General features: G+C 36.3%; 26 protein-coding genes and 2 pseudogenes. 10 read left to right on the top strand and 18 right to left on the bottom strand.

What is annotated here, in order from left to right; all coding sequences use genetic code 11:
- Positions 1–42 precede the first annotated feature (42 nt).
- Positions 43–1,209 (top strand): PLP-dependent aminotransferase family protein, encoded by a 1,167-nt coding sequence (locus ACQKMI_RS12705; protein ID WP_427489393.1) that lies wholly within the window; start codon positions 43–45, stop codon positions 1,207–1,209.
- Positions 1,210–1,729: 520 nt separating this feature from the next.
- Here the strand turns inward: ACQKMI_RS12705 and ACQKMI_RS12700 are convergent.
- From ACQKMI_RS12700 to ACQKMI_RS12690, 3 genes are all read right to left on the bottom strand, one after another.
- A complete protein-coding gene (locus tag ACQKMI_RS12700) occupies positions 1,730–2,593 on the bottom strand; it encodes an NAD(P)-dependent oxidoreductase (RefSeq protein WP_370043139.1) in 864 nt (287 codons plus the stop codon).
- Between the two features lie 51 nt (positions 2,594–2,644).
- A complete protein-coding gene (locus ACQKMI_RS12695) occupies positions 2,645–3,742 on the bottom strand; it encodes a DNA alkylation repair protein (RefSeq protein ID WP_427489391.1) in 1,098 nt (365 codons plus the stop codon).
- A gap of 74 nt (positions 3,743–3,816) precedes the next feature.
- A complete protein-coding gene (locus tag ACQKMI_RS12690; RefSeq protein ID WP_427489389.1) occupies positions 3,817–4,140 on the bottom strand; it encodes a hypothetical protein in 324 nt (107 codons plus the stop codon).
- Positions 4,141–4,298: 158 nt separating this feature from the next.
- Between ACQKMI_RS12690 and ACQKMI_RS12685 the strand changes: the two genes are divergently transcribed.
- The 4 genes and pseudogenes from ACQKMI_RS12685 to ACQKMI_RS12670 all read left to right on the top strand — a co-directional run bounded on the left by ACQKMI_RS12685 (position 4,299) and on the right by ACQKMI_RS12670 (position 8,045).
- Positions 4,299–5,240, top strand: coding sequence for a helix-turn-helix transcriptional regulator (locus tag ACQKMI_RS12685; RefSeq protein WP_427489387.1), 942 nt, complete (start codon positions 4,299–4,301; stop codon positions 5,238–5,240).
- A 378-nt stretch (positions 5,241–5,618) separates the two neighbouring features.
- Positions 5,619–6,814: pseudogene (locus ACQKMI_RS12680) on the top strand (IS3 family transposase).
- 90 nt (positions 6,815–6,904) lie between these two features.
- Positions 6,905–7,142, top strand: a pseudogene (locus ACQKMI_RS12675) (IS1595 family transposase); the annotation flags it as partial.
- Between the two features lie 279 nt (positions 7,143–7,421).
- Positions 7,422–8,045, top strand: coding sequence for a YitT family protein (locus ACQKMI_RS12670; protein ID WP_427489385.1), 624 nt, complete (start codon positions 7,422–7,424; stop codon positions 8,043–8,045).
- A gap of 673 nt (positions 8,046–8,718) precedes the next feature.
- Here ACQKMI_RS12670 and ACQKMI_RS12665 read toward each other — a convergent pair.
- A complete protein-coding gene (locus ACQKMI_RS12665; protein WP_427489383.1) occupies positions 8,719–9,273 on the bottom strand; it encodes a helix-turn-helix domain-containing protein in 555 nt (184 codons plus the stop codon).
- A 115-nt stretch (positions 9,274–9,388) separates the two neighbouring features.
- On the opposite strand from ACQKMI_RS12665, the gene ACQKMI_RS12660 reads away from it, so the two are divergent.
- Positions 9,389–9,976, top strand: a complete 588-nt coding sequence (locus ACQKMI_RS12660) for a LysE family transporter (RefSeq protein WP_323646946.1) — start codon at positions 9,389–9,391, stop codon at positions 9,974–9,976.
- 80 nt (positions 9,977–10,056) lie between these two features.
- Here the strand turns inward: ACQKMI_RS12660 and ACQKMI_RS12655 are convergent, their stop codons facing one another.
- The 5 genes from ACQKMI_RS12655 to bioD form a co-directional block, all read right to left on the bottom strand.
- On the bottom strand, positions 10,057–10,179 hold the full coding sequence (locus ACQKMI_RS12655; protein ID WP_255350007.1) for a hypothetical protein: 123 nt from the start codon (positions 10,177–10,179) through the stop codon (positions 10,057–10,059).
- A 359-nt stretch (positions 10,180–10,538) separates the two neighbouring features.
- Positions 10,539–11,534, bottom strand: coding sequence for a biotin synthase BioB (gene bioB, locus ACQKMI_RS12650; protein WP_427489381.1), 996 nt, complete (start codon positions 11,532–11,534; stop codon positions 10,539–10,541).
- Positions 11,535–12,125, bottom strand: coding sequence for a biotin transporter BioY (locus ACQKMI_RS12645; RefSeq protein WP_427489379.1), 591 nt, complete (start codon positions 12,123–12,125; stop codon positions 11,535–11,537).
- Positions 12,092–13,495: an adenosylmethionine--8-amino-7-oxononanoate transaminase gene (bioA, locus tag ACQKMI_RS12640; RefSeq protein WP_427489377.1), complete on the bottom strand. Its 1,404-nt coding sequence runs from the start codon at positions 13,493–13,495 to the stop codon at positions 12,092–12,094. The genes ACQKMI_RS12645 and bioA overlap by 34 nt, the downstream gene beginning before the upstream one ends.
- On the bottom strand, positions 13,476–14,180 hold the full coding sequence (gene bioD, locus ACQKMI_RS12635; protein ID WP_427489375.1) for a dethiobiotin synthase: 705 nt from the start codon (positions 14,178–14,180) through the stop codon (positions 13,476–13,478). The genes bioA and bioD overlap by 20 nt, the downstream gene beginning before the upstream one ends.
- Positions 14,181–14,638: 458 nt before the next feature.
- Between bioD and ACQKMI_RS12630 the strand changes: the two genes are divergently transcribed.
- The 3 genes from ACQKMI_RS12630 to ACQKMI_RS12620 all read left to right on the top strand — a co-directional run bounded on the left by ACQKMI_RS12630 (position 14,639) and on the right by ACQKMI_RS12620 (position 17,027).
- The gene (locus tag ACQKMI_RS12630; RefSeq protein WP_427489373.1) at positions 14,639–15,103 is read left to right on the top strand and encodes a hypothetical protein; all 465 of its coding nucleotides are present in this window, start codon (positions 14,639–14,641) and stop codon (positions 15,101–15,103) included.
- A 120-nt stretch (positions 15,104–15,223) separates the two neighbouring features.
- Positions 15,224–15,922, top strand: coding sequence for an ABC transporter ATP-binding protein (locus tag ACQKMI_RS12625; protein ID WP_427489371.1), 699 nt, complete (start codon positions 15,224–15,226; stop codon positions 15,920–15,922).
- Positions 15,915–17,027, top strand: a complete 1,113-nt coding sequence (locus tag ACQKMI_RS12620; RefSeq protein ID WP_427489369.1) for an ABC transporter permease — start codon at positions 15,915–15,917, stop codon at positions 17,025–17,027. The genes ACQKMI_RS12625 and ACQKMI_RS12620 overlap by 8 nt, the downstream gene beginning before the upstream one ends.
- Before the next feature lie 245 nt (positions 17,028–17,272).
- On the opposite strand, the gene ACQKMI_RS12615 is transcribed toward ACQKMI_RS12620, so the two are convergent.
- From ACQKMI_RS12615 to ACQKMI_RS12600, 4 genes are all read right to left on the bottom strand, one after another.
- Complete coding sequence (locus ACQKMI_RS12615) at positions 17,273–18,310, bottom strand: beta-carotene 15,15'-monooxygenase (RefSeq protein WP_427489367.1); 1,038 nt, start codon at positions 18,308–18,310, stop codon at positions 17,273–17,275.
- A 1-nt stretch (position 18,311) separates the two neighbouring features.
- Complete coding sequence (locus ACQKMI_RS12610; protein WP_427489365.1) at positions 18,312–18,794, bottom strand: MarR family winged helix-turn-helix transcriptional regulator; 483 nt, start codon at positions 18,792–18,794, stop codon at positions 18,312–18,314.
- Positions 18,795–19,046: 252 nt separating this feature from the next.
- Positions 19,047–19,445, bottom strand: a complete 399-nt coding sequence (locus tag ACQKMI_RS12605; protein WP_427489363.1) for a hypothetical protein — start codon at positions 19,443–19,445, stop codon at positions 19,047–19,049.
- A 128-nt stretch (positions 19,446–19,573) separates the two neighbouring features.
- Positions 19,574–20,461 carry an AraC family transcriptional regulator gene (locus ACQKMI_RS12600; protein WP_427489361.1) on the bottom strand — a complete coding sequence of 296 codons (888 nt, stop codon included), beginning with the start codon at positions 20,459–20,461 and terminating at the stop codon, positions 19,574–19,576.
- A 110-nt stretch (positions 20,462–20,571) separates the two neighbouring features.
- Here ACQKMI_RS12600 and ACQKMI_RS12595 point away from each other — a divergent pair, with 110 nt between their 5' ends.
- Positions 20,572–21,489 carry an EamA family transporter gene (locus ACQKMI_RS12595; protein WP_427489359.1) on the top strand — a complete coding sequence of 306 codons (918 nt, stop codon included), beginning with the start codon at positions 20,572–20,574 and terminating at the stop codon, positions 21,487–21,489.
- A 378-nt stretch (positions 21,490–21,867) separates the two neighbouring features.
- Here ACQKMI_RS12595 and ACQKMI_RS12590 read toward each other — a convergent pair whose 3' ends face one another.
- The 5 genes from ACQKMI_RS12590 to ACQKMI_RS12570 all read right to left on the bottom strand — a co-directional run bounded on the left by ACQKMI_RS12590 (position 21,868) and on the right by ACQKMI_RS12570 (position 25,522).
- Positions 21,868–22,626, bottom strand: coding sequence for an alpha/beta fold hydrolase (locus tag ACQKMI_RS12590; protein WP_427489357.1), 759 nt, complete (start codon positions 22,624–22,626; stop codon positions 21,868–21,870).
- Between the two features lie 28 nt (positions 22,627–22,654).
- Positions 22,655–22,807, bottom strand: a complete 153-nt coding sequence (locus tag ACQKMI_RS12585) for a hypothetical protein (RefSeq protein WP_427490135.1) — start codon at positions 22,805–22,807, stop codon at positions 22,655–22,657.
- A 236-nt stretch (positions 22,808–23,043) separates the two neighbouring features.
- On the bottom strand, positions 23,044–23,463 hold the full coding sequence (locus ACQKMI_RS12580) for an N-acetyltransferase family protein (RefSeq protein ID WP_427489355.1): 420 nt from the start codon (positions 23,461–23,463) through the stop codon (positions 23,044–23,046).
- A 22-nt stretch (positions 23,464–23,485) separates the two neighbouring features.
- The gene (locus ACQKMI_RS12575; protein ID WP_427489353.1) at positions 23,486–24,523 is read right to left on the bottom strand and encodes a serine hydrolase domain-containing protein; all 1,038 of its coding nucleotides are present in this window, start codon (positions 24,521–24,523) and stop codon (positions 23,486–23,488) included.
- A 732-nt stretch (positions 24,524–25,255) separates the two neighbouring features.
- On the bottom strand, positions 25,256–25,522 hold the full coding sequence (locus tag ACQKMI_RS12570) for a hypothetical protein (protein ID WP_427489351.1): 267 nt from the start codon (positions 25,520–25,522) through the stop codon (positions 25,256–25,258).
- Between the last annotated feature and the right edge of the window lie 242 nt (positions 25,523–25,764).

The following is a 25,764-nucleotide window of genomic DNA, read 5'->3' as shown; positions in this document are numbered from 1 at the left end:
TGATATAATTTTTAAAAAATCAGAAAAAAGGGACGATAAATTATGGAATTTTCAGAAAAGATACTCAATACCCCATCCTCATTCATCCGAAATATTTTGAAAGTAACTGAATCAGAGGATGTCATCTCGTTTGCAGGGGGGCTTCCAAACCCAATCTCCTTCCCAGTTGAAGCGTTAAAGGCATCTGCGAACAAGGCTATTTCGGAAAACGGTAGTCGTCTATTCCAATACTCAGGAACACAAGGTTATGCGCCTTTACGTGAGTACATTGCTGAAAAATATCGACGAGTACACGGACTAGATGTCCATGCTGACGATGTATTTATTACTACTGGATCACAGCAGGCTCTTGAACTAATTGGGAAAGTGCTTATTAACAAAGGCGATGGTATCGTCATCGAGGAGCCTGGTTACTTAGGTGCTATTCAAGCCTTCACATTAAGTGAGCCAACCTTCTATGGTGTAACACTCGAAAATGATGGATTAAACTTAGAAGAATTAGAGAATGCACTACAACAACCAAATGTAAAATTCGTGTATACAGTGCCAAATTTCCAAAACCCAACAGGTCTTACGTATTCTAAAGAAAAACGTCAGCAAATTTGCGAAATTATGTCAAAATATGAAAATGTAGCGTTAATTGAGGATGATCCGTATGGAGAATTACGCTTCCAAGGTGAACCACTACCATACATCGGTGCTGGTAAATTAGAAAATAGTATTTTGCTAGGTTCTTTCTCTAAAACAGTCACTCCAGGAATGCGTCTTGGCTTTATCATCACAAAAAACAAAGAATTATTGCAGCATATCGAAACTGCGAAGCAAGCAACTGACCTACACACAAATATTTTCTCTCAATATGTCATTTATGATTATCTAGCAAACAATGACTATATGGAGCACGTTCAGAAAATTATAGCGTTATATAAAAATCAAGCAGATGCTATGCTAAATGCAATAGAGGAGTTTTTCCCAGCACATGTGGACTACACACGACCAGAGGGTGGCATGTTCATTTGGGCTACAATGAACAATGGAACTTCGTCAGTAGATGTCTTCGAAAAAGCGATGGAGCAAAAAGTTGCCTTCGTACCTGGCGATCCATTCTACACATCTAAAACGGGTGTAAATACAATGCGCCTAAATTATACAAATGCAACACCAGAAGTCATCCGAGAAGGTATTAAACGCTTAGGTAGCATTTTATAAAAGTCGTTTTAAAACAAACAAAGTTATTAAAAAGAGATGGTGTGAAATTTTTACACCATCTTTTCTTATTTCTCATCATAGTAAAAGGTTGAAGAAGAACGAGTTTAAATTTGATGAACATCCACTATTTCAAACCCTTGATTTTATTCTTTTCCCAATAATTCTCTACTTCTGGGATACAATTCAAGACTTCATTTGCAATACCATCAAAAATACTTTCATCAGCACTAGGGGCATCATACCTAAACCACCATTCGCAAGTGTTCGATAGCTTCCTTCTCCATTCAGGCATGTACTACTTTTACTTTAAATCCAGTTGAATATACTTTATTTGTTCTGCTCATAGAAAAATCCCCTCCAAATAGGATATGTAATTGACTATAATTATAGTTTTTTTTACATTGTCTACTTAAAGGGGATAATACCAACCATCAGGAGTGATCTTTAACATATTTTATAGTAGTAGGCTACTTCGTTTCACAAAAATCATTCTACATTTAGATTTACCCACCTAAATACTCTATCTCATTACTTTAATCAAAGCAGCAAGCTCTTCATTTCCGTAGCCTGCATCCAAAGCCCTCTTGAAAAGGCCTTGGGCAAACATCGGAAATTCATTGTTAATTTTAGCTTCTTGAGCTTGTACCATGAAAAGTTCAACTGTAGTCATGCACATATTTATAGAACTCTGTGGGTTATCGTAGGTTTCTGTTTGAATTACTTCACTCTCATACTTAATAACCTCCCCAACAACTTGTGAAACATGGGCAATCATGGAACCGAAATCATCTATGCGTAGTCCATCTGATTCAAGGATTCGTGCCGCATGGAAAAATCCTAAATATGAACCAAACAAGTATGAAAGAAAGGCTAAGTCTGTAGAAGATGCAGCACTAACTTGCTCTCCAAGATAAGGAACATTCCCAGCTAAGCATTTTAAAATTTGTTCACTCTGTTTATAGGCTATTAAGGAACCTGAAGTGAAAATTGTTGCCTCTGAATTACCCATTTGAAGTGGTGAAGCTGCTATTGCTCCATCAAGATATTCTACATTATTTTCTTGAGCCCATAATTCATTGTCACGTGCTTGCTGAGGGCTACCTGTACTCAACTCGATAAGTACTCGACCTGAAAGAGCCTGTTTGACCTCTTTTGTATCCAAAATACTAATGGAAGCTTTATAATCGGACAAACAAATAATGGACACCTCACTTGCACTTATGGCACTAGCGACACTGGTAGCTAGGATTGCCCCATCTTCTAGTAGAGATTCTGCTTTTTCTATGGATCGATTCCACACGGTCACTTGATAGCCTTTTTTTAGCAATACCCGTGCTAATGTTGCCCCCATTGATCCCAAGCCGATTACTGTTACATTATTCATTTATTGTACCTCCATATCCTATTATCATTTTCTGTATGATTCTTACTTTTTTTATAAGAGTTCTGCGGTATTACTGACATAAAATTGTGTTGCAGCTAGCTCTTTTCCATTTATTATGACTGCTAGCTTATGTTTACCTGGATAATGCTTACGGGTTGTCAAATCTTTAAAATGGTGGCTCCGTATATATCGACGGCCTTCTTTTTCGAATTTGCGTTCCGTCACTTTAAATAATTTTCTAGAAGTCGTTCCATTCGCTTTGACAAAATCAATCGCATATTCCACACGGAGCTTCTGCGATTCAGAGGAGTTAGTCTGAACGGAAAATGAAAAAATAAGCGTTTGCCCAATTTCCAAACTATCCTCTTCTAGGGATAATTCAGTAACTGACACATCTGGAGAGATTTCAAAACCAAGCAAGAAAAGTACTTCTGAATCTCCCTTTCTTAGTAAACCACGACATCCATGTTTAATAATCCAATCTGTAATGGAATTCGCTCCATACCAGCCATGAGCGAGATCTTTCACTAAATCCGGATGATCTTTGGAAATATCGTTCAAATTGTTAGCCACACTTTTCTGTACATACACAGAAGTATCCTGTTTAAGCTGGTTTAAAATCGGTAAAATGGGTGATGGATTCAATTTGAATGCTTCCAACACAGGCGCCCAAGGTAATCTTGGCCGACACCCCTCGCTGGCTAACCGTCTGATATGATGATTGGGATGGCTCGCCCACTTCAACATTTGATCCATCATCCTTTCAGGATCTTTTAATATGAAAGACCGAACAGCAAACTCTGAACTGGAGAATTGTGTAAATATCTCTAATGCATGAATGGAATCATGCCAATCATCTAGTCCATTCACTTCCACAAAATCTGGAAAGAATAAGTATTCCACTCCAATACATTTAGGTGCAATTCGAGTCAAAATAGATAACGCATCACTATAGTACGTAGGTAAGGTCATTCGTAAAGAAGCACTTATATGTCTGATACGCTGTTTGAATTGTTCCTTTTCCCAATGATCGTCGTAGATTAAACTCATAAACTTATTTGAATCAAAAGCAGGATATTCAAGTTTTACAATATGCGTAAATTTGTTGAAGAAATCCGGTGTGTATTTGCCCGCAAATGTATCAGCCATGTTCCATCTCCCTTCTGTTAGGTATCAGTTCCACCCTGATTGAGCGATGGCACTTAACTGACCTTCACAAACCTCTACAAGTTCAAATTAGTCGGGATCAGATGTCTTAGCGTAATCTCCCGTGAATCAATCATCGACACAAAATTTTGAAACTCTGGTATAGACTTGAGTTGCTCCATCGCTGCCAATGCCTTTTCCATATCACACCAATATATGATGTCCGTCCATTGACTTTCGTCTAGTGTATGTAGCAATGTGCGCCCCTCAAATCCTGATATTTCAAATTTTAAGACCTTGGTAAGTGCGGCAGCTGCCTGACAAAAACGATGCTTGCTAGTCCCCTCCTTCAGCTCAAATAAAACAATTTCCATTACATATTTTTGATTTTCTGGTTCCATTTTTCAGTCACCTTTCATCCTCTTATTGGTGAAGTCAACGTATTTCTAGTCTAGATTCTCGTAGCTTCAAAAATATTGACTTCTAGTTTTAATATACGGGATAATAGTGACAACTATTGGCACTATTAATAATTTTTTTAATAGAGGAGGACTATTTTATGCACAAAGCGCAAAGACTTATTCAGCTCATAATGAAGGTCAATGAACGTAAGAAATTTACCATTAAGGAGATGGCGGAAGAATGCGGTGTTTCACGCCGAACGATGATTCGCGATTTAATGGAGCTGAGTGAACTGGGTGTGCCGCTTTATTCCGAAACTGGACCCAGCGGTGGTTATCGTGTTTTGCGTGAAAAAGTGTTACCGCCAATCAGCTTTACAGAACATGAGGCAATCGCATTGTTTTTTGCTTGCCAATCGTTACGTAATTACAAAGCACTCCCCTTCAAAAACGAAGTGAATACAGCATTAGATAAATTTTTCCACTATTTGTCGAGTGAACTAAAGAAAAAGATTGAAAGTATGCAACAACGACTTATATTTTGGGTGCCTCCACATGAGTTAAATGTTCCGTTCTTAAAGGAACTACTTGAAGCTGCACTGGAGCAACATGTCGTCACTATCCTGTATGAAGCTTCTACTAGCAAAAGTAGAGTAATTCAACCTCTCGGAATTTATACGATGAATGGGTTATGGTACTGCCAGGCCTATTGTTTCTTAGCAGAGGATTATCGAGTGTTTCGTGTAGATAGAGTGAAGGATTTTTCTTTAGACGCAGACCAAAGTTTGAAATTGAACATGACGAATGAGCACATAAAGTCGTGGATAATGCCAACAAATGAGGATAATATGTTAGACCTTGAGGTAGATTTAACACCAGAGGGAGTAAGACGATGTCAATCAGAAGTATGGTTATCCCAGTGGCTTAAACTGCGAGAGGATGGATTTGGTACGATTCGTACAAAAGTGAACACTTCGTTTACACCATGGATCGTCCATTTTTTCCTGGGCTTAGGCATGGAGGCCAACGTAAAACATCCCCAGGTAGTGCGGGAACAAATAAAAAGCAAGTTACAGGAACTAATCAAACAATACGAATGAAGGCAACTTGGGGACCGTTTTTCAGTTACTTAATTTAGTACTCTATTGGTCTTTTTTATATTGAGGGGGTTCATGACCATTTATTGACTGCTTCAATGTGTTGTCATGTGAGGCATGTAGGGTGGCTTTGTGATGATTTAGGAATCATAAGAATAGGACTTGCATACATGAAATTCAATCATAAACGAAAGTCCTATTCTTATTAAACTAAAGCCCCCGTTAGCCATCCATGAAGTGCAAAAATCAACACTACACCACAGAAAATGAAAGATTATTACGTTCTTTCATGGGGGTTAAATAAGAAAAAAAGAGTGTGCTAACTGCAGGTATTTTTTATATACTAGACTTTCAAGATTAAAGAACGAACTAGAGGCTACTATGAGTAAAATTTTATTTTCACCAAAACAGGTACTACAACTTCAAAAAAATCCAAACGTACAACAGGTTAGCGAACGACGATTACCTATACATATACATTTAAGAGTCAATTTATTGATGAATACTTCGCAGGGAAAACACCGAGACAAATTTTTAAGGAATATGGCTTTGATGAAGAGATAATCGGGATCAAACGTATTGAACAATCAGCATTTCGTTGGCGTAAAGCATATGAAAAGAACGGCTTAATTGGCTTAACGGATACCCGCAAATCTGGATCAGGTAGACCGATTAAACGCGAATTAACAGCGGCAGAAGTCATTGAAAGACAAGTTGCACGCATTCAACTATTGGAGGTGCAAGTAGATTTACTAAAAAAGCTCGAAGCGACAGAAAGGAGGCTGCTAAACGACAGCCAAAAACTAAGCACAAATAAGGTCTTTCAACTCATCTCAGATACGCTCACTCAGTTTCCATTTAAACGGATGGTGACGAATTTTTGTGACCTCTTAAAGGTTTCTCGCTCAGGCTATTATAGCTATTTACAGGCGAGTGATGAGCCGTAAAAAAATCCAGCGTATTATGCGCAAGTACTGGATTGTCTGCCCTCATCGTAAACCGAATTCATATAAACAAATGGCGAAAGCAACGAAGGAACATCGTGCTGTGCCAAATAAATTAAATCGTGAATTTAAGCAAGGTATCCCTGGGAAAGTATTATTAACAGACATCAGCTATGTGCCATATATCGGAAAGTGTATGGCTTATTTGTCGACGATAAAAAATGCCTCGACGAACGAAATTTTAGCGTACCATGTCTCAGACCGAATCATGCTCGAAATCGCTACGGAAACGATTGAAAAATTGATCCGTAATAAGCGCGTTCATCTTCATCAAGAGGTCTTTATCCATTCAGATCAAGGGGTTCACTATACAAGTCCACGCTATCAAACGCTCTTAAAAAACATGGCTTAGGTCAATCGATGTCACGCCGAGGAAACTGTTGGGACAATGCGCCACAGGAATCGTTTTTCGGTCATTTTAAAGACGAAGTAGACTTTAGCTCCTTGAAGATACTTGAGGAACTAAAAGCGAAAATCAATCACTACATGGTCTATTACAATAATTATCGTTATCAATGGAATCTAAAAAGGATGGCTCCTGTGCAATACAGAAACCATCTCTTAGCTGCTTAATCTCTTTTTTAGTTTGTCCTTGACTTGGGTACCACATTAGATCTTCAAGTAAAGCCCCCCTTTAGTTGAATAACATGACTGGCGTTTTTTAAACGACTTTATTATAAATTAAACAACTATATTATCTATGTACAGAAGCTGCGGATTGACCGTTTTAAAGGTGTGGCTACAAAAATCTCGACAACTATCTTACGTGGTTCTTGGTCGTAGACAGTCGAAGCAATGAAAGCACGAAACATAATAATAAGAATTCTTACTTACATCGTTCGTATTTGAAATGACGGATACTTATGATAGTTTACGATTATCGGAATTTCAAACAGTTTAATCGAAATAGTTAATTTTTCTTTATCTTTGCACCAGAATCACACAATACCCTCCTATCAATCCAATCCTTTTATAATCATCCTGAATATTTTTTTCTTGGTTGCTATCCGTTGGAGATAGTGACTTAAAAATTTAGCATCTTGATCTGTAATGAACATTTTCTAATCATAAATATTTCTAATTATAACTATCACTAATCTATATTTCACTTAATGATTGAACTAATATAATGTAAAACAAAAGAGAAATACTGTGATACATACAAGGAGATGTAGTAGTTATGTCGCAACATTTATTTAAAGCAATCATTCTTGCATTTGCCTCTGCCATTCAAGGAGCAGCTATGTCTATTTTCTTATTTCCTCATTACATTCCATCTGGTGGTGCTGCCGGTATAGGTGTGTTATTAAATTACATGTGGGATGTGCCATATGCAACGAGCATTTGGTTATTAAATGCGGTGATGGTAATTGCAGCCTTCAAGTGGCTTGGAACAAGCAACGCAGTGTGGACAATGTTTTGTGTCGGCGCAGCTGCCTTCACTATTCATTCACTTTCTCCACACATTCATCATCCAATTGGAAATGTATGGGTCGATTTAGTAATTGGAGCCTTTTTATTCGGTTTTAGTGTGGGAATTTTATTTAAAATGGGGGCTTCTTCAGGAGGAATGGATATTTTAGCTCTTATTATATCATCTTTTATAAAGCGACCTCCCGGAAGCATATTATTTTGGATTAATAGTTTGATATTACTTGTTGCCGGTATCGTAATCGATTGGAAAGTGATCATGTATGCCCTGATTTGCCAATGGTTTGGAACAAGGCTGATTGATATCATCGGAAAGGGAAACGTTCCTATACCTGTACTAAAGAAATATTCTGGTGCAAAAACTTTAAGATAATTGCAAGTAATCTCTAAATCTTTGACATCCTTATACGATTATCAAAACGCAAACCCTGTAGGATAGTCAATGGTGTAGCCCTGGAATAAAGTTTGATTAAATTAACTTAATAAACCTTGATAAAAGAGCAAATAGAAAAGCGTATTTTGAAAAAAGTTTGATCAAAACACGCTTTTTTTCTCAATTGAATTGACTGTCTATTCCACTAAACTGCACAGTTAGTTCAATAAGAAAAAGGAGCTGCCTTTGCAACTCAATAATCTTTAAGTAAAGCCCCATTAGTAGAATAAGTAAATTCTCCTTTTGGTTACAGAGTAGGTCAGTACTTTTGCTTTAGTCTTCGTCTATGATGTAAGACAAAGAAACGTTATTCCAAAGCCAATCTCGGAAAAATTCCTCTACTGCTTTTTTTATCGCTTTATCGTCCATTTCTTACTATACCTAATTCTTGTAAAGTGACGGCTTCTTTCACTTGTTTTGTAGACTGAAAAAGTAACGTTTTTACTCATTAATTAATCCTCGTGTTTTCCTCATAATTTAGTTCTATTATTACTAATTATCGTACCTCTTATTGAACTAAACTGCCCCGTTCATTGAAGAGCAACAATCTTTACGAAAACAGCCTTAAATAAAGTTCATCTTCGCCCAATGGAGACACATTCCAGTTATAAATTTAGTTTGGATAATAGATAGTCATACTTAATCGTGTTAACGTTTCACCAGGATTCATGTAGATGTGTGGACGATCTGCTTTAAATCTAATGGAGTCACCACTCTTTAAGTGAAATTTGTCTTCATTGACACAAATCACTAGTTCCCCATCAAAAACGGTGATAAATTCCTCTGTACCATCTTTATGAGCCTCAGCGCTTAATGTCCCTTCTCTTTCAATTTCCACCGTGTATATTTCAAAGCGGCTATCCTCTTGAAAAGGAAAATATGGATACACTCTATACCTTCCATCGTCCTCAAATAACATTTGAACATCTTCTCTAACAATAATCTCGGTATCAGGCTGAGGATTATTAATCAGAGTAGTAAAGGAAACTTTTAACCCATTCGCGATTTTCCAAATAGTTGTAAGAGTTGGACTGGACTCTCCTCTTTCAATTTGTCCTATCATCGTTTTACTTACTCCGCACAATTGAGAAACTTTCTCCAAACTTAATTTTTCTTTCTCTCGAATCATTTTTAAATTTCTTGCAAAAATAAGATGAATTTCTTCCATTACATATCACCTCTTCGAAATGTACAATATAACGACCATTATGTATAATAAAAAGACGGACGTTATATTGTCTATTTCAGACATTATAACAAACAAATTCAAAGGGGGTCCACAAATGCCTTTAGTTTCCTTTTTAGTATTTGTAATAATTACTAGCTTTACCCCAGGTCCTAACAATATCATGGCAATGGCATTTGCAAACAAACATGGATTAGCAAGAACGCTTCAATTTTGTTTAGGTGTTGGGGTTGGCTTTTTAACGATTACTGGCTTAAGTTGTTTATTTAATAGGGTCCTTACAAATATTATGCCAATGATCGAATTTCCTTTGACCATTCTTGGTGTAGGCTATATGTTATATTTGGCTTTTAAAATACTAACGAGCAAAGAGAATAATAGTGATAAAGAAGAGGAAAACAAACGAAACTTATTTATAGTAGGCGTCTTCTTACAATTCGTGAACCCTAAAGGTATTTTGTTTGGCATTACAGTAGTAGCCACCTATATTCTTCCCTATTATTCTTCCTATGTCAGCTACTTGCTTTTTTCTTTATTTTTAGGGATGGTCGGTATAATGAGTACATTCAGTTGGGCCCTATTTGGCTCAGCTTTTCAAAAAATTTTACTACAGTATCGTCAATCGTTTAATATCGTGATGGCTCTTTTATTAGTATACAGTGCGATTTCAATTCTCGTTCATTAACACGATAATCAGCATAACGAAAAAGCACCCCTCTTCGTGCGCTATAGCGTCGAAAAGGGGTGCTTCGTTCAAATCTGAAATTATTTTGTATATGTTAAAACTGCATTTTTCTTAAATTTAGCTAAAGCTTGTGTTGCCTCATCTTTGTTTGTATACTCAAAAATTCGAACGTCCTTTTTATCAAATACTGTAATAACCCACATAATAAAATCTCCCTTCCAATTTGTTTTTGTAATATAACAACCACCGAAAACTGTGATACTTTTTTCAAACTGTTTTATAACAATTTCTTACTTGATTCTTATTTTACGCCAATTTTTTTAAAAATAAAGTATTATGTGAAGCCCTTCACAAACTGTTCAATTTCAAAACGCTTTCATTGAACAATTTGTGAAAACCGGATTTTTCAAGGCATAAAAACAATCTTCATACCGCTGCGCCGCATTCCCTTTACATTCAATACAAAAAGCCGTATGTACGCCTTTTCCACGACGCACATACGACTTTCCCATTTTGATGATAATTAAGTAGTAGTAGATTTTATTTCATAAGGTTTTAATATTTAGCAGAATGCTGCTTCTTGCTTCTCTGATAACTCAATTTCAAAGCCTAAATCCTCAAGCATACGATAATCACTGTTTGCTTCCTGTCCTTCAGTTGTTAAGTAATCCCCAACAAAGATACTGTTTGCTGCATATAAGCCTATTGGCTGAAGTGACCCAAGATTGACTTCTCGACCACCAGAAATGCGAATTTCCTTTGTTGGATTCATATAACGGAATAACGCTAAAACTTTTAAGCAATAACGTGGATTTAATTCTTTAGTCCCTTCTAGTTTCGTGCCATCAATCGCATTTAAGAAGTTGACCGGAATGGAATCCGCATCTAATTGATGAAGAGCACGTGCAATATTCACGACATCCTCTTTTGTTTCCTTCATACCAATAATGGCCCCTGAGCAAGGTGAAATTCCATGCTTTTTCGCGATTTCAACCGTATTCACACGATCTTCATACGTATGGGACGTAGTAATATAGGAGTGATGTCGTTCGGATGTATTTAAGTTATGGTTGTAACGATCCACCCCCGCTTCTTTTAATTGCTGTGCCTGTTCTTCTTTTAATAAGCCAAGACAAGCACAAACTTTTAAGCCATACTTCTCTTTAATTTCCGTAACAGCTTCACTAACTACATTGACATCCTTTCGAGTTGGCCCTCGACCACTTGCCACGATGCAATAAGTGCCAATTTTATTGTCAAATGCACGTTTGGCCCCCGCTAAAATTTCCTCTTTCGTAATGAATGGATATTTTTCAATCGGTGCTGTTGATTTAGAGGACTGAGAACAATAGCCACAATCCTCTGGGCAATAACCGCTCTTAGCATTCATAATCATATTTAATTTTACTTTTTTCCCATAGTAGTGCTTACGAATAGCAAAGGCACCGTCCATCACCTTCAATAGCTCATCATCTTCACTATGTAAAATGGCAAGAGCCTCCTCATTGCTTAGGATTTTTCCTGCAATAACTTCCTCTGCTAACTGTATCCAATTCATCTAGACATTCTCCCTCTCTATTTGATAAATTTTAAAAGTTCTTGCTGAATGAAATACTTTGTAAAGACGCTCGGCCAAAAATGCAGAAGCTATCGCTAAGCAAAAATCAGCCACAATGCTGTTTAAAAAGCCAACTACGAAAATATGTGACCAGCTCGTTTTCACGTGTAACCAGAAATTCAAAGATACATATAAATACGGAACCGCCACCCCATAAATAATAATAAGCCCGACAATATTTGCACCGATAAAATGTTTTTTCGTTGGCGTATCCACTCTTTCAATCATGAAACCAATTACTAAGGCAGCCAGTGCAAAGCCAATCAGGAAGCCAAACGTTGGTTGCAATACATAGGTGATACCCCCACCTTGTGTAAAAACAGGCAAACCAACTAAACCAACCCCTATATAGACAAGCTGACTTTGTAATCCATTACGACTACCGAGCAAGCTACCTGCTAAAATAACAAAAACAATTTGTAATGTAAAGGGCACTACTGGTAGCGGTATTTTAATAAATGCCCCGATTGCGGTTAAAGCGGCAAACATCGCTATCATCACAAGTGACAATGTTGATTGTCGTTTGAACAACTTACTCCCTCCCGCTCCTCAAAAAATTGCATGATTGTCTCTTTAGTTGTATCAATCATAAAATCCATTTCATCATCAGATATAATGTATGGAGGCATGAAATATAAGATATTGCCAAGAGGACGAATCAGTAAGCCCTTTGTTAAGGCACGTTTATATATTTGGTAGCCGATACGTTCCTCACTTGGAAGCGGCTCCTTTGTTTCACGATTAGCGACTAATTCAATCGCACCAACTAGTCCTACCTGTCGATATTCACCGGCAAACGGCAATTCTTCAAATGCCTTCATTGCTAGCTTTCGCATACGTTCACCTTTGTTTTGAATCATATCGATAACACGTTCCTCTTCAAACATTGTCAAAACTTCTAGGGCTACACGACAAGCAAGTGTATTTCCCGAATAGCTATGGGAGTGTAAAAAAGCTTTCATTGTACCGTAATCATCATAAAAAGCGTTGTATACATCATCAGTCGTTAAAACTGCGGATAGTGGCAAATAGCCACCGGTTAAACCTTTTGATAGGCACATAAAATCTGGCGCAATACCCGCTTGCTCACAAGCAAATAATGTACCTGTACGTCCAAACCCTACTGCAATTTCATCTGCGATAAAATGAACATCGTATTTTGTACAAAGTGCTCGTAATCGCTTCAAATATATTGGAGGATACATTTTCATGCCAGCTGCTGCTTGAATGAGTGGCTCAATAATAACAGCTGTAATTTCTTCATGATGCTGACTAAGCTCCTCTTCAACAAATTGAATACATTGAGCTTGACAGCTTTCAGGATTCTCTCCGAAAGGACATCGGAAGCAATCTGGCCCTTGTGCACGAACGGTATCCAATAACAGTGGCTGATACACTTCGTTATATAGCCCTACCCCACCAACAGATAAAGCACCGAGTGTTTCACCATGATAAGCATCCGTTAAAGCTAAAAAGCGTTTTTTCGTTGTTTTTCCCGTCTGCATATGATATTGAAAACTCATTTTGAGAGCCACTTCTATTGCTGACGAGCCGTTGTCTGCAAAAAATACTTTACTCAAACCGTCTGGCGTTAAGGCGACTAATTTTTCTGCCACCTTAATGGCAGGTTCATGTGAAAAATTCGCAAAAATCGTATGTTCTAATGTAAACGCTTGATCGCTTAACGCTTGACTTATACGTGGATTTGCATGTCCAAATAAATTTACCCACCAAGAGGATACGGCGTCTAAATAGCGATTATTATGTTCATCATAAAGCCATACACCTTGTCCTTTTTTAATAACAACAGGTGGAAATTGCTCATAGTCCTTCATTTGTGAGCATGGATGCCATACATGCTGTAAATCTCTCGTCTGCAATTCAGTTAATGATTGTTTCATATTTGACCAACCTTTCAAACAAAGATGTGTGTGAAATCGAGTAGTCAACTATCTGTGAAATATCACTAAGCTTTGGGATCGTCGCATATGGCAAATTATGACGTTGTAAAATCATTTTCACATTATCTTGTTCCATCTGACTACCTGTATCTCCATTAAATACAAGGCCAAGAACCTCAACATTACGAGCATGTAATGCCTCAAGTGTTAGTAATGTATGGTTAATTGTTCCTAGTGTTGTCCGTGTGACAAGAACTACAGGAAGCTTACTTTGAACGATTACATCAAGCAGTGTATGTTCTCCATATGGATCTATTGGGACAAAAAGTCCCCCTGCTCCTTCACAAATCACGGCATCGTATGCTTGCTGTAACAACTGAATTTGCTGTAATAAATACGCCACATTAATTTGCTGTCCCTCCAGTTGTGCAGCAAAATGTGGTGATGCAGCTTCCTTAAACGAATAGCCATTTAAATTTCCTTGCTTTAGGCTTTGTAATGAATACTTTTCATACATTGCTGTATCGTAGTAATAGCAGTGCCCATTCTCACATACTTCTCCAGTTTGAACGGGCTTATAAGGTGTGACTTGTAGACCATACTTTTGTAATTCACGCATCAGCAATGTAGTGATAACTGTTTTACCGACATCTGTATCTGTCCCAACAACCCAAAAATGTTGCATCGTTAACCTCCCCCTCTTTAAGTTAACCATTTACATTTTTTAAGTTAACACATTTATTTTTATTTTGTAAATGCTATTTCCATATTTCTTCAAAAACAACCCATTTCTTTGCGGAAAATAGAGAATTTTGCGATAACTCAATAGTTTTTTTCTTCAACAAAAAGCACTAGATTTTTAACTTGAGGTAAAAACTAGTGTTGGCAAATTTATATTTTCACAAATTAATTAATACGTAGGTTGATTTTTGATACGACTAGGCGCTTTCCTAGGGGGCGTCAGGGCAATCAAATCTACCTAAATTCATACCAACCCTTCATTAATTTTTTAACCTTGCATTTTAGCTGGATTTTTTTTAATATCCAGAGATTTTTATCACTCCATTAATTTTCAAAGTATTATCAAAATTTTAAAGGATTTTACTCTTTGTTCGTAGTATTTAACTAAACGGGGGTGGCTGTATGTTTGGTATTTTTAAAGAATCAGAGAAAGTTATAGATACTTATGAGCATGTTAGTTTTATTTTAAAATCCTTGCTCACATACGAGCTAAAAGACTTACCTATTCGCTATGAATTTTGGTATCGAATAGCTATTCGTCAAGAAGAATTGCGAACATTAAATACCGAACATCGAGCAAAGATCACAATGACTACAGCAGTAGGACGCTTTCATCAAACACAATACGAGGGAACGAAACAAAAGTTAGCAAAACTTGAACGTCTCGCAGATATGTATAAATCGTTTTGTATTGAGGACGAACGGGAGGCATTAAATCATCGACTTCTTTTTCATAAAGAAGCAATTTCCGAGCTATATGAGCATGTCCAAAATAAGGAACTATATATGTATTGTGATGCTGTACAGCAACAATTTTGGGATGCAGTGAGTGAAGACTTATTAAATGCAGTTGCTCACCTAGATTAAATAGGTGAGCAATTGTAAGGGTCAACTAGCATCTCATATGTTATTTTCCCCAAAAAGCAATATGTAAAAAATTGAAACATTTTCCTCTTCTATTCGTAAATAAATTAGGAGAGGAAGTGAATGACAATAGATATTAATATACATAAAGGTGGCTATGTAGAAGACGAAGCCATTATTTCAAACATTCAATTTCAAGTAAATAGCGGTGAGCTCGTTGGATTAATCGGGTCCAATGGGGCTGGCAAAAGCACAACCTTGCAGGCAATGATGGGTGTCCTACCAATTTTGGATGGTCAGGTGACGATAGGAACTTACGGCTACGTACCTGAAAGACCAATTTTGTATGAGTATTTTACATTGTGGGAGCATATAGATTTCTATTTGCGGGTAGCTGGTAAAGAGAATTCTTTAACAAATCGTGCAAAAGAATTACTGGAAATTTTTCAATTGGGCCATAAGCTACACGATTATCCAACAACGTTTTCCAAAGGTATGCAACAAAAAGTAATGCTTATTTTAGCATTTCTTGACAAACACTCTACCTATATTTTAGATGAACCATTTATGGGGCTGGATCCACAGGCAATGCGTAAGCTTTTAACGATTTTAGAAGAATTAAAAGCGCAAGGTGCCGCCATTTTAATGAGTACACATGCACTTGATACGGCAGAAAAAATATGTGATCGTTTTATCTTGATTGATCATGGTCGAATTTTACAGCAAGGCACACTCGCATCGTTACGCTTAGCGGTGAAACAAGACAAAGCATCTCTTCTTGATATTTTCGACACACTGCTTGAGGAAAATCGCCATGACTAATTTAGTGCAGCACCGAAGAAAATTAGAGCGCTCCCAAAATGTTAAGCTACTGGCAAGCGTTATCGATTGGACAGTCGCCTTATATGTTGTTGTACCAGCTCTAGTCATTGGCTTTTTCCTTTATAAAGACTTTATCTTAAATATAAGCACATCTTGGGTCATACATATACCGCTAGTTTTGTTTATTGTACCGCTATTTATTATTACACGTATTAAAACTATTCGTACTTATTTGCAGCGAGCCGATCGTCTTTTTTTAATTCAAAACCGAAAACAAATGATACGCTTAAAACAATCTGGTCTTTATTGGACATTAAGTAAGCACCTAATTTTACTTAGTTCTGGCCTTACTCTATTAGCGCCCACCTTAATAATCGTTCATCATGTAACGGTATTGGAATTACTTTCTTTACTACTGCTACTATTTACGACTAATTTTATGAAGGTACTTTTACAATTTAAACTTCGTAAATGGCAGCAACTAGTAAGTAACATTTTTTTGTGTATTCTCGGTACAGTTTGCTTTTTGTATATACCTATTAGTATTACTTCACTTATTTATCTAATTCTTCTTTTCTATTGCACAAGCTATTATAATAAACATTATGTCTATAGCACTAAATTTTTTGATCAACAAGTGGAGCTCGATCAAGCAGCATTTTATAAATGGCAAAGTCTTTTATTCCAGATTGCTCCTGAGCTTCGAAGTGAGCTAGTACCGACATTAAAAAAGCCTCGCTTACTATGGAAAAATTCAAAGCGTATGTTTCGACGTTCCGACTATTTTATAGAGGAGCTAGTATGCAAAACGATGCTCCGCCAAAAACAATATCGCTTAGGCTATCTTCGTTTTTTATTGAGTGGTATTGGGCTCATCATTATTGTGCCAGCATGGGCGAAAATGATCATGCTTGGAATTCTTTATTTTACTTTACGGTCATTGATGCAATCGGTAATCCAGCACATTTTAGAGCACAAAATTTGGGCAATCTTTCAAGTATCCAATGAACAAATTCATGCAGCTAGCAGGCGATTAATTAAGGGATTTGTAGATTTGCCGTTATTGTGTATCCTTATTATTTTTATTATTAGTCTTGTAAATTAAGGCTCATAACGTGAGGTTGATTTCCGTTCCGACTGAGCGCTTTCCTGGGGGCGTCCGATGAGCCGCTTCACTCGCTTTGCTCGCTCCAGGGTCTCATCTGTGACGCTGATCCCCAAGGAGTCGCCCAGTCTCCACTCCAATCAACTTTTATATATATGGTATGTGTTTTAACAAATATCATCCTCTATTTTTTGATTGTCCAAATGAAACAGGTGCGAGCTTAGTTTGCTAACACCTGTTGTTTATTATCTATTATCTTCCATTCCTTGTAGAAGCATTTTTCTAAATTCCTGTACTTGGTCAGCTTTAATGGCTACATTGTTATAACGTTTTTTTAGCCCCAGCATAAAAGTCACTTCCACAGGCTCCTTCATTTTCAAAATAAACTGTGGATATGCCGCTTCAAAATCACGAGCTATAAAATCAATTGTATCTTTGGCTAATTTTCCTTCCAATTGTTCCTTATCCTCAATAAGCTCTTCAATTTGATCGAATCGAATTTCTGCTCGTTTCATCAATCCTAATGACAAATACAATTTATCAGATGTTACATGAACAGGATTTAAACGAATGGCCTGCATATCGGCTACAAAAAATAAGACAGAGTATACATTTAAAATAAGCAATAGAATAGAAAGAACAAGTGATTTCTCATGTAGCCACCAATGAATCCCTATTGTTTCAATGGCGATTCCATGGATTAGCATGATGATAAAGGCAATATAGCTCGAATTTTTATGCAAGGTTAAGCCAGAGTGCTCTTTTCTCTTCCAGCTTGCTAAAGCGTAGTAAAACACTAAAAAGTCTGTGCAAAGCATTTGGATAATAAGATGCTTCGGTGCATGATTTTCAACTGCTTTTGGAAATGAAAACAAATCTGGTAAAGTAGTAGATCGTACATCCGCCAGAATTCTTGGCATGTAGCGAACAAGAGTTGCGACTAGTAAAATTTCTAATAGAATAAGTGTACCTTCAATGGCAAACCCAGCCCATGTCACCGCAACAAATGGCTGTAGATGTTCTATAGGAATAATAAAACGGGCTGCAATACAACCAGCAGCTGCTAAAAGTACCGCTTGTTTTATAGAAAACTTTCGTTTATAGAGCAAAAATAAAGCAGGTATAATTAAGACTAAATCAATTAATGAGCCCATAACAACGCCATTTGTTTCAAGTGGTAAAATGGATGCGCCAAGCCCAGTGTTATAAAGCGTGTAATTGCTGGCAAGTACGACTAACAAAAATGCTAGCCATATATTTTGCTTTTTCTTTAATGCAATCATGCTAAATCTCTCCCTTATCATTTATTTCTTGTATAACGCCTTCCTTTAATACAATTTGGTTTAACTTCTGAACAACCTCTTTTAATTGCACGATCTCACTTAACTCAAGCTTCGAATAATATCTCGAGATAATAAATCGTTTTATTTCGTCTTCTCTTTCAAAATACGTAATGCCTGAAGTATCAAGACTCACAAATATTTCACGTCTATTTTCCGGATTAATGCTCCGAGATACATAGTGCTGTTCTTCAAGCTTACTAACTAACTGTCCGACGGCACTAGAAGTTATATTCATATAACTTGCAATTTGTCCTATCGTCACTTTCCTATTTTTGTTAATAAAATCTAATAAAATTATTTGTTTCGGAGATAGTTCATCACTCATTAAATTTTGATGTAACTTTATGAAATGACTATCCATCGAATAAATAGCTTCATTTATTTCCTCCACAAGCTTATAAATAAGTTCTTCATCCTTCGCCATAACTCATTCAATCCTTTAAGTAAAGTTAATAGTAAAGTTACCTTTACTATTAACTTTACTTTATTTTATATGGTTATTATTGTCAACCACCTCAGCGATAAAGTGCGGGAGCTAATCTTTTAATTTTCAATAATTTTTCACATTTCTTAACAAACTAGCGGCAAATGCTTATTTCAGCGTTTCAAAAATCAAATTACGACATTAAGAATGGCAAAATAAAAGACCTCCAAAATAAGAAGTCTTTAGCCGTCCTTATTTTTCCATAATATCTAATTGTTTGTAATGGTTCTCTACAATTGGATAAATATCTGGATTTGAGTCGTAATAGGTATTGTCTAGCTCAGTTAGCGTAAATTTAAATTCTTTATCGCCATCAAAAAGAACAATACCATAGAGCCAGCCTGTTCGTTCTTCTTGATTTTCTTGTGGAGTAAATTTTATATCTTTAATCAAATTTAGCAATTCACCAATTTGTTCTTGCTTTGTGATCGCTTTAGAATAACCAGTTGAACCATCTTGAATGATCACTTTATCTACTTTTTCAATTTTTGCATCCCTATAAAATTCTTCTAGTGTTTGCGTTTTTGCAATAGAACAAGCAGAAAGTAAAAATAGAATGCCGAATAAAATCTGGAACATCGATTTTTTCATTGAGCCACCTCCAAGTTTATTCTATTCACTATTATTCAATTACAAATAAGCAGACACCCCTATTTCATTAGATAAAGATGAAGTGATCCATTGCATGCGCAGGTATTCGATTCTTTGCCACTTCAAAGCTATCCTTTATCAAAAAACTGTTTACGATAAACATGTGGGGAGTATCCTGTATATGTCTTAAATTTTTCAATATAGTAACTTACTGTACTAAAGCCTGTAGTTGTAGCAATTGTAGTGATGGATTGTTCACTATCACGTAATAGTTCCATACTTTTGCGAAGTCGATAGTGTAGTAAATATGTAAATGGTGTGATGCCGACCATTTTTTTAAAAAAGCGACTACATTCTGCACGGCTTAAAAAAACGTGTGCAGCTAGATTTTCTAAAGATATCTTTTCCTGATAATGAGCATGTAAATAATCAAGCATATCCTTCGCTCGTTCATGCTGGACAATAATTGCTGGATCCAGTATTTCTTCTGTTAGCATTGATTGTGACAAAATAGTTTCCCAAATGACTAAAAGCTCTCTCCATACCTTTAGCTCATAAAAAACGGCATGCTCTTGTAGTAATTTTGCTACGATGTCTACTTTTTGCGCCAATTGGCCAGAAAGCTTTACATAAGGCAGTCTATTGTTCGTTATATACGGTAGTACATATTTTGTGGCAAAAATACTGTCCTTATGTCCGCCTAATAGCAACGGGTCCACGTTAATACATAAGATTGTAGCCCTCTCTACTTGAAAAGGCTTAGCTTCATGTAAACTTGATGCATTGACAAATAGTCCCTCCCCTACCTCAAGTACAAAAACATCTGCTCCTACACGATATTCCACACGACCACTTTTCACATAGACAAATTGAATTTCCTTATGCCAATGTAACGGTAAAAAATCCAAACTATCTAATCGCAAAACCGTCTCATATAGTGCCACTGGAAATTCCTTCGTCCCATGTAACGTTAGTTCTTGTAAATCCTTCGCAATTTTAATATGTGTTAACGTCACTACTTAGACCTCCTCAATATATTGATATTTTTCACCGTATAAATCGATATTTATTCTGCTTAATATTTTATATTATTGTTTTATATTGATAGTTTAGGAGATATTTTAAGATGAATCAATTAGAACAGAAAAATCGTACGCTTGGTTTTATACTTGTAATTCTAGGAGCAAGTTTTTGGGGTATTGGTGGTACCGTCGCTCAAAAGCTTTTTCAGCAGGAACATATAGAGGTTGGCTGGCTCGTTTCCAGTCGTCTTCTTTTAGCTGGCCTATTGCTCATTACTGCCTATAAAATTACACATCGTAAAGAGTCTATTTTTGTGATGTGGCGGACAAAGCAAAATGCCTTTAGACAAATTTTATTTAGTTTAGTAGGAATGCTAGCAGTTCAGTATACTTATATGATGTCGATTGCTATAGGTAACTCGGCGGTTGCGACTTTATTGCAATATTTATCACCGCTTTTTATCATGGCCTATTATTTAATAACGAAGCACAGTCAATTGACAAGACAGGATGGAATCGCTGTAACTTTGACACTTGTTGGTACTTTTTTATTACTAACAAATGGCTCGTTGTCTACACTTTCTGTTCCGGCAACAGCCGTATTTTGGGGGATATTATCTGGTCTTTCGGCTGCTTTTTATACGTTATATGCCGTTCCACTCTTACAGCAGTTTCACTCATTGTTAGTTGTAGGCTGGTCAATGCTTATTGGTGGGATTGTGATGAGCTTTTTCCATCAACCTTGGCAAATTGACATGTCAAACTGGGCATTGTCAACAATCGCATATTTTCTGTTTATCGTTATTTTCGGGACAATGCTAGCATTTTGGTTTTATATTGCCAGTTTGCATTATTTATCGCCTAAAGAGACTAGTTTACTTGGTAGTCTGGAGCCTCTAACAGCTGTTATAACAAGTGTGTTTTGGCTTAAAATTGCCTTTGGAGGTTTTCAATTTATTGGGACAATACTTATTCTCTGCATGATATTATATCTTACAGTTTTTCAGAGAAAGCAATCATAGGAAGGTTTAAATAAGTTTGGATTTATTAGTCGCAATTCCCTACCCAATAGACTATACCGAGACTTTAATCAATGCGATTTTTCACCATAAATACAGGAAAAATAAAAAAGTACGATCTTTTGGTTATATAAGGTTATAGGAATAGAGGATAATTAGTCTATTAGGCTAGGGTAGTAAACATTGTTACATAGACCATAAAAAAGAGACAGCAATCGCTGTCTCTTACTAAACAAACGCCCCCGTTAAATGAATAAGGGTATATGAAATTATTAGATTATTTATTGGGGTACAATTTCCTCATCTGCTCACTTTAACGAAGTTGGTATTATTCCTCCTCAATTCTTTTCAAATCCGCCATAAATTTCAACCGTATATCGTTCACTTTCCCATCCCCTTTAACATTAATAAAATCTCTTCTATCACAATATCAGGCTCATCATGATGTATATAATGTCCACTACGATTAGCAATCCGGAACTTACTTGACGTTGACAGCCATTGGAATTCTGCTTGTAGACTTTGTTCAATTTCTAATATTTCTTGAGAGGGCCATCCATCTTCAACATTATCGGGTAAACCTCTTGTAATAATTGAGAGAGGGATATCACTTTGTCTTGAATGATCAACAATTTGCTTATAACTCTGTATTTTATCAATATTCTCACTATTCAACATAGGATTCTCGAAATATTCCCTATTTCCTGCAAGTAAATTTTCTGGTAGAGCCTTTTCATAGGCAAGCTCTTTATATTCCGGTGCAGCGTCAACCAAAACCAAACCACAGATATCCAGCGGATAAAGACTGGTATACAATCTGGCGACCAACCCACCAAAGGAATGTCCTACCAATATATAGGGCTTCTCTACGTCAAGCGCTTGCAACAATTCGGAGAGCTCCTCGACAAGATCACAGCAAGTTCGCGGGACTGCTACGTCTTGACTCCTGTCAATACCCGCTCTGTCATAGGACAAGGTTGACGTTTCATCCGATATTCGGTCTTGGACCTTTTTCCATGTTTCATGGCTATCGCCTAACCCTGCAATAAAGATTACGCTTGGTGTATTTTTACGTTGATATTTATTGAATAGTATACGCCTATTATAGAAATCGATTATCTTTTTATGTTGTATAGTCACTTTTAATCACCCAATTAAATTATATGCTTTACATTATTATTTCCACAATAAAAAAATATGGCTGTCCTTTATCTAAAAAAGCCTGAACTTCACTCTCTCCTTTAGCTACATCTATACCCACAACTGGGTTTATTCTTTCTCCTCCTCTTACGTATTTACCAGTAACCCCTATTTCCTCCAAGTAGTATTATAGCTTCGCTTGTTATACGAGATCTAAGTCCCAACCAGCCTCAAACATATTTCTACTAGTAGGGGATGGACAGTTTAGCTGACGGGATCATTGTCCCACGCACCCGTACGTCCTACCCTGGCTACTGATATATTAATTCCTATAAAAATAAGGTCCACCAGTAAAAAAAACTGGTTGACCTTATAATACGAAGCACCCGTTACTTTAAGTGAAGAAGTTCACAAAACTTAATTAGGGTTACTAAAAACCCAGATATTGAACTCGTCACTCTGTTCTTGTAAATTCCAACCTGTTTTATAATAATATTCATTAAAATCGGAATCAGTCGGACATAGTGCAACAATAGGTAAATCATTTATCGTTTTAAACATCTTTTTTAACAACCCTTGACCACGATAAATCTCGCTTATCGCAAATTGATACAAAGAAATTTTGTTTTGTGTTTTTTTTCGGTAAAACCGAAATGCCCCCACTACTTGACCTTCTACTGTTGCCACTATCATTTGATTTCTTCTTATGGCTGCTTTAACTCCAAGAGGACATAAAAACTCTTCAGAATAGACAGCACTGTTATTGCGTTCTAAATTTTCATTGAAGAACGATACAACTTCAGATATATGAGCTGGATTTGCTAAGGCTATCTGCATATTTCTCCTCCCTCAACACTTTTTAAGATAAAAGAGATTTATATATTTCTCCTATAATACCTTCCATTTGATGAACACCTAATTCTGCATTCGTCATTATGACCGCACCTTTCTCTAAATACGGAAACGCTACCATCATACATTGAAAACCCACTCCCCAACCAAGTGATGTAATTTCTATTTCTTTTTCTGAGCCTTCAAGAAACACACCTAATCCAGTCCAACTTTTACCTCTTTGTGAGGTTATCATTTCTTTTGCTAAACTTTCCGAAATACCAACCTTGCTTTCTCCCTTTACAGCATTCATTAACTCAAGAACTAATTCAGCTAAATTAAGAGAAGTTGTCCATAATCCAGAAGCCGCTGGATAGGGATATATAGGATATTTCCCATCTACTAATTTACCGTTTTTGTTGTGACCACAAGAAAAATTTTGTCTATCCACTTCCAACATTGGTGTATTGAATTGGCTATTTGCCATTCCTAATGGTTCAAATATTTGCTCATTCATAACTTTATGAAACGGTTTTTCAGTACCATCTTCTATCAGTTGCTGAATGATACAATAACCCGCATCCGAATAATGGAATTCACTTTCTGGTTCACACTTGACGTCAATAGGAGTTTTACAATATGGAGTTTGCCCCTCTAATAATTCAACCATCGAAGGAATCCCTATTTTCGAGTTCAGTTCATAATAACTACCTTCAGGGTCTTTAATTCCAGATTGATGACTTAGTAAGTTCCTTAATGTCACTTTTTTATTTTTAGTAAAATCATTTTCTGGTACTTTCCACGATACAAGACTTTCATTCACATCATCATCTAAATCAAGAAGTCCTTCCTCTACTAGCTTCATAGCAAGTATTCCTGTTAAGAACTTGCTAATTGAACACGCACTAAAAATAGAATTTTCATTCACTTTTCTATCGCTTTCCACTTCTAATAAGCCGTAATTTTCTGTTCCACTAATTTCACCACCCTCAAGCAATGTGATACTTAGACCTTGTACATTATAATGTTTCATTCGTTCTTCAATGTGGATGCGCTCTAATTTCACAATTATCCCCCTTGCCAGTATAATCAGATAAATTATAACACGAACGTACGGTCCCTTATATCTATTTGTAAAATAAATTTATATTCAACTAACCTGCTCCGCAAGTACAATAAGGAAAAAGAGCTGTCTAAAACAGCTCTTTGATCTTCAAGGAAAGCACCCCGTTACTTTAATAATGATTATTCTAATCTGAAAGAAAAATTGAAATATCAATGCCTGGAAGTCTTTTTAGTCCGGTTTAAATAGAATGTAAAACAGGAGATAGATAAAATAGTTTATTTATAAAAAAACGACTTCTATAATAGGAGTCGTTTTGATTATTGGCTCTTTTCTTAAAGATTGTTGCTTTCTTGACCGAAGAAAGATCTAATGGCTGTATTTAACGGAACTGAAAACTAATATAAATATGCCATTAAGAGAGAATAATAAGACGTTGATGATGATCGGTATTGGTATGATATTTCAGCCGTTACTTCTTTTATATCTGCAATTCGACTTTTTAATTACTTCTTTTAGATAGAGACCTTGTTCTAGTGTCTTAAATAAGGTTTTTTGGTCTGCATTCTTTATTTCCATAACCACTTCATAAACATATCTCTACAATATCAAACGCTTCCTTGAACCTGCATTATATTCGACATTTATCAAATTCGTATAAGCAACAATCTATACGAAAACAACCTAAGTATTAAATGTTAGGTTAAATATGGACCAACTACAATTAGTAATACATTATTTAAGCAACGTTTGAAGACTTATTAACAAAGGGGCGTACACAATTAGTGGGATAAGCAAAATTACTGCACCAATTTTTTTATTCCCCTTTTGTAATAATAAAAGAGAAGTCAAGTAAAATAATGGATAAATAATAAAAGTAATTATTAATACACCATCAACTAATTGATACAGTTTTACTGTAAATACATTTATGAATGGGATTGAAATCCATTCTAGTACGCAAAACGCAATAACCAATATCCACAACCATTTAAGTGTCATCACTAATCACCCCTAAATTTTTGATTGGTCAAAAAAGTAAAAACTCTTTTTCCACTTTATCATCAATTACATTTCAATTTCTTGTATTGATTTTACCGAATATATCCAATCCTTGTCTAACGAACCTGCACCGTTAGTTCAATAAGTAAAAAAGAGCTGCATATGCAACTCAATGATCTTCAAGTAAAGCCTCCGTTAGTTGAACAAGAAAAGTGAAGCTTATTCAACAATCGCGCCCGATC

The organism is Lysinibacillus sp. NPDC097214, from assembly GCF_050277945.1.
Classification (GTDB): domain Bacteria; phylum Bacillota; class Bacilli; order Bacillales_A; family Planococcaceae; genus Lysinibacillus; species Lysinibacillus xylanilyticus_B.
This window is presented reverse-complemented; position numbering and strand designations above follow the sequence as displayed.

Bases quoted from the DNA above. Each gene is read 5' to 3' on its own strand.
- ACQKMI_RS12705 (WP_427489393.1), top strand. From the start codon at position 43: ATGGAATTTTCAGAAAAGATACTCAATACCCCATCCTCATTCATCCGA.
- ACQKMI_RS12700 (WP_370043139.1), bottom strand. From the start codon at position 2,593: ATGAATAATGTAACAGTAATCGGCTTGGGATCAATGGGGGCAACATTA.
- ACQKMI_RS12695 (WP_427489391.1), bottom strand. From the start codon at position 3,742: ATGGCTGATACATTTGCGGGCAAATACACACCGGATTTCTTCAACAAA.
- ACQKMI_RS12690 (WP_427489389.1), bottom strand. From the start codon at position 4,140: ATGGAACCAGAAAATCAAAAATATGTAATGGAAATTGTTTTATTTGAG.
- ACQKMI_RS12685 (WP_427489387.1), top strand. From the start codon at position 4,299: ATGCACAAAGCGCAAAGACTTATTCAGCTCATAATGAAGGTCAATGAA.
- ACQKMI_RS12670 (WP_427489385.1), top strand. From the start codon at position 7,422: ATGTCGCAACATTTATTTAAAGCAATCATTCTTGCATTTGCCTCTGCC.
- ACQKMI_RS12665 (WP_427489383.1), bottom strand. From the start codon at position 9,273: ATGGAAGAAATTCATCTTATTTTTGCAAGAAATTTAAAAATGATTCGA.
- ACQKMI_RS12660 (WP_323646946.1), top strand. From the start codon at position 9,389: ATGCCTTTAGTTTCCTTTTTAGTATTTGTAATAATTACTAGCTTTACC.
- ACQKMI_RS12655 (WP_255350007.1), bottom strand. From the start codon at position 10,179: ATGTGGGTTATTACAGTATTTGATAAAAAGGACGTTCGAATTTTTGAG.
- bioB (WP_427489381.1), bottom strand. From the start codon at position 11,534: ATGAATTGGATACAGTTAGCAGAGGAAGTTATTGCAGGAAAAATCCTA.
- bioA (WP_427489377.1), bottom strand. From the start codon at position 13,495: ATGAAACAATCATTAACTGAATTGCAGACGAGAGATTTACAGCATGTA.
- bioD (WP_427489375.1), bottom strand. From the start codon at position 14,180: ATGCAACATTTTTGGGTTGTTGGGACAGATACAGATGTCGGTAAAACA.
- ACQKMI_RS12630 (WP_427489373.1), top strand. From the start codon at position 14,639: ATGTTTGGTATTTTTAAAGAATCAGAGAAAGTTATAGATACTTATGAG.
- ACQKMI_RS12625 (WP_427489371.1), top strand. From the start codon at position 15,224: ATGACAATAGATATTAATATACATAAAGGTGGCTATGTAGAAGACGAA.
- ACQKMI_RS12620 (WP_427489369.1), top strand. From the start codon at position 15,915: ATGACTAATTTAGTGCAGCACCGAAGAAAATTAGAGCGCTCCCAAAAT.
- ACQKMI_RS12615 (WP_427489367.1), bottom strand. From the start codon at position 18,310: ATGATTGCATTAAAGAAAAAGCAAAATATATGGCTAGCATTTTTGTTA.
- ACQKMI_RS12610 (WP_427489365.1), bottom strand. From the start codon at position 18,794: ATGGCGAAGGATGAAGAACTTATTTATAAGCTTGTGGAGGAAATAAAT.
- ACQKMI_RS12605 (WP_427489363.1), bottom strand. From the start codon at position 19,445: ATGAAAAAATCGATGTTCCAGATTTTATTCGGCATTCTATTTTTACTT.
- ACQKMI_RS12595 (WP_427489359.1), top strand. From the start codon at position 20,572: ATGAATCAATTAGAACAGAAAAATCGTACGCTTGGTTTTATACTTGTA.
- ACQKMI_RS12580 (WP_427489355.1), bottom strand. From the start codon at position 23,463: ATGCAGATAGCCTTAGCAAATCCAGCTCATATATCTGAAGTTGTATCG.
- ACQKMI_RS12570 (WP_427489351.1), bottom strand. From the start codon at position 25,522: ATGACACTTAAATGGTTGTGGATATTGGTTATTGCGTTTTGCGTACTA.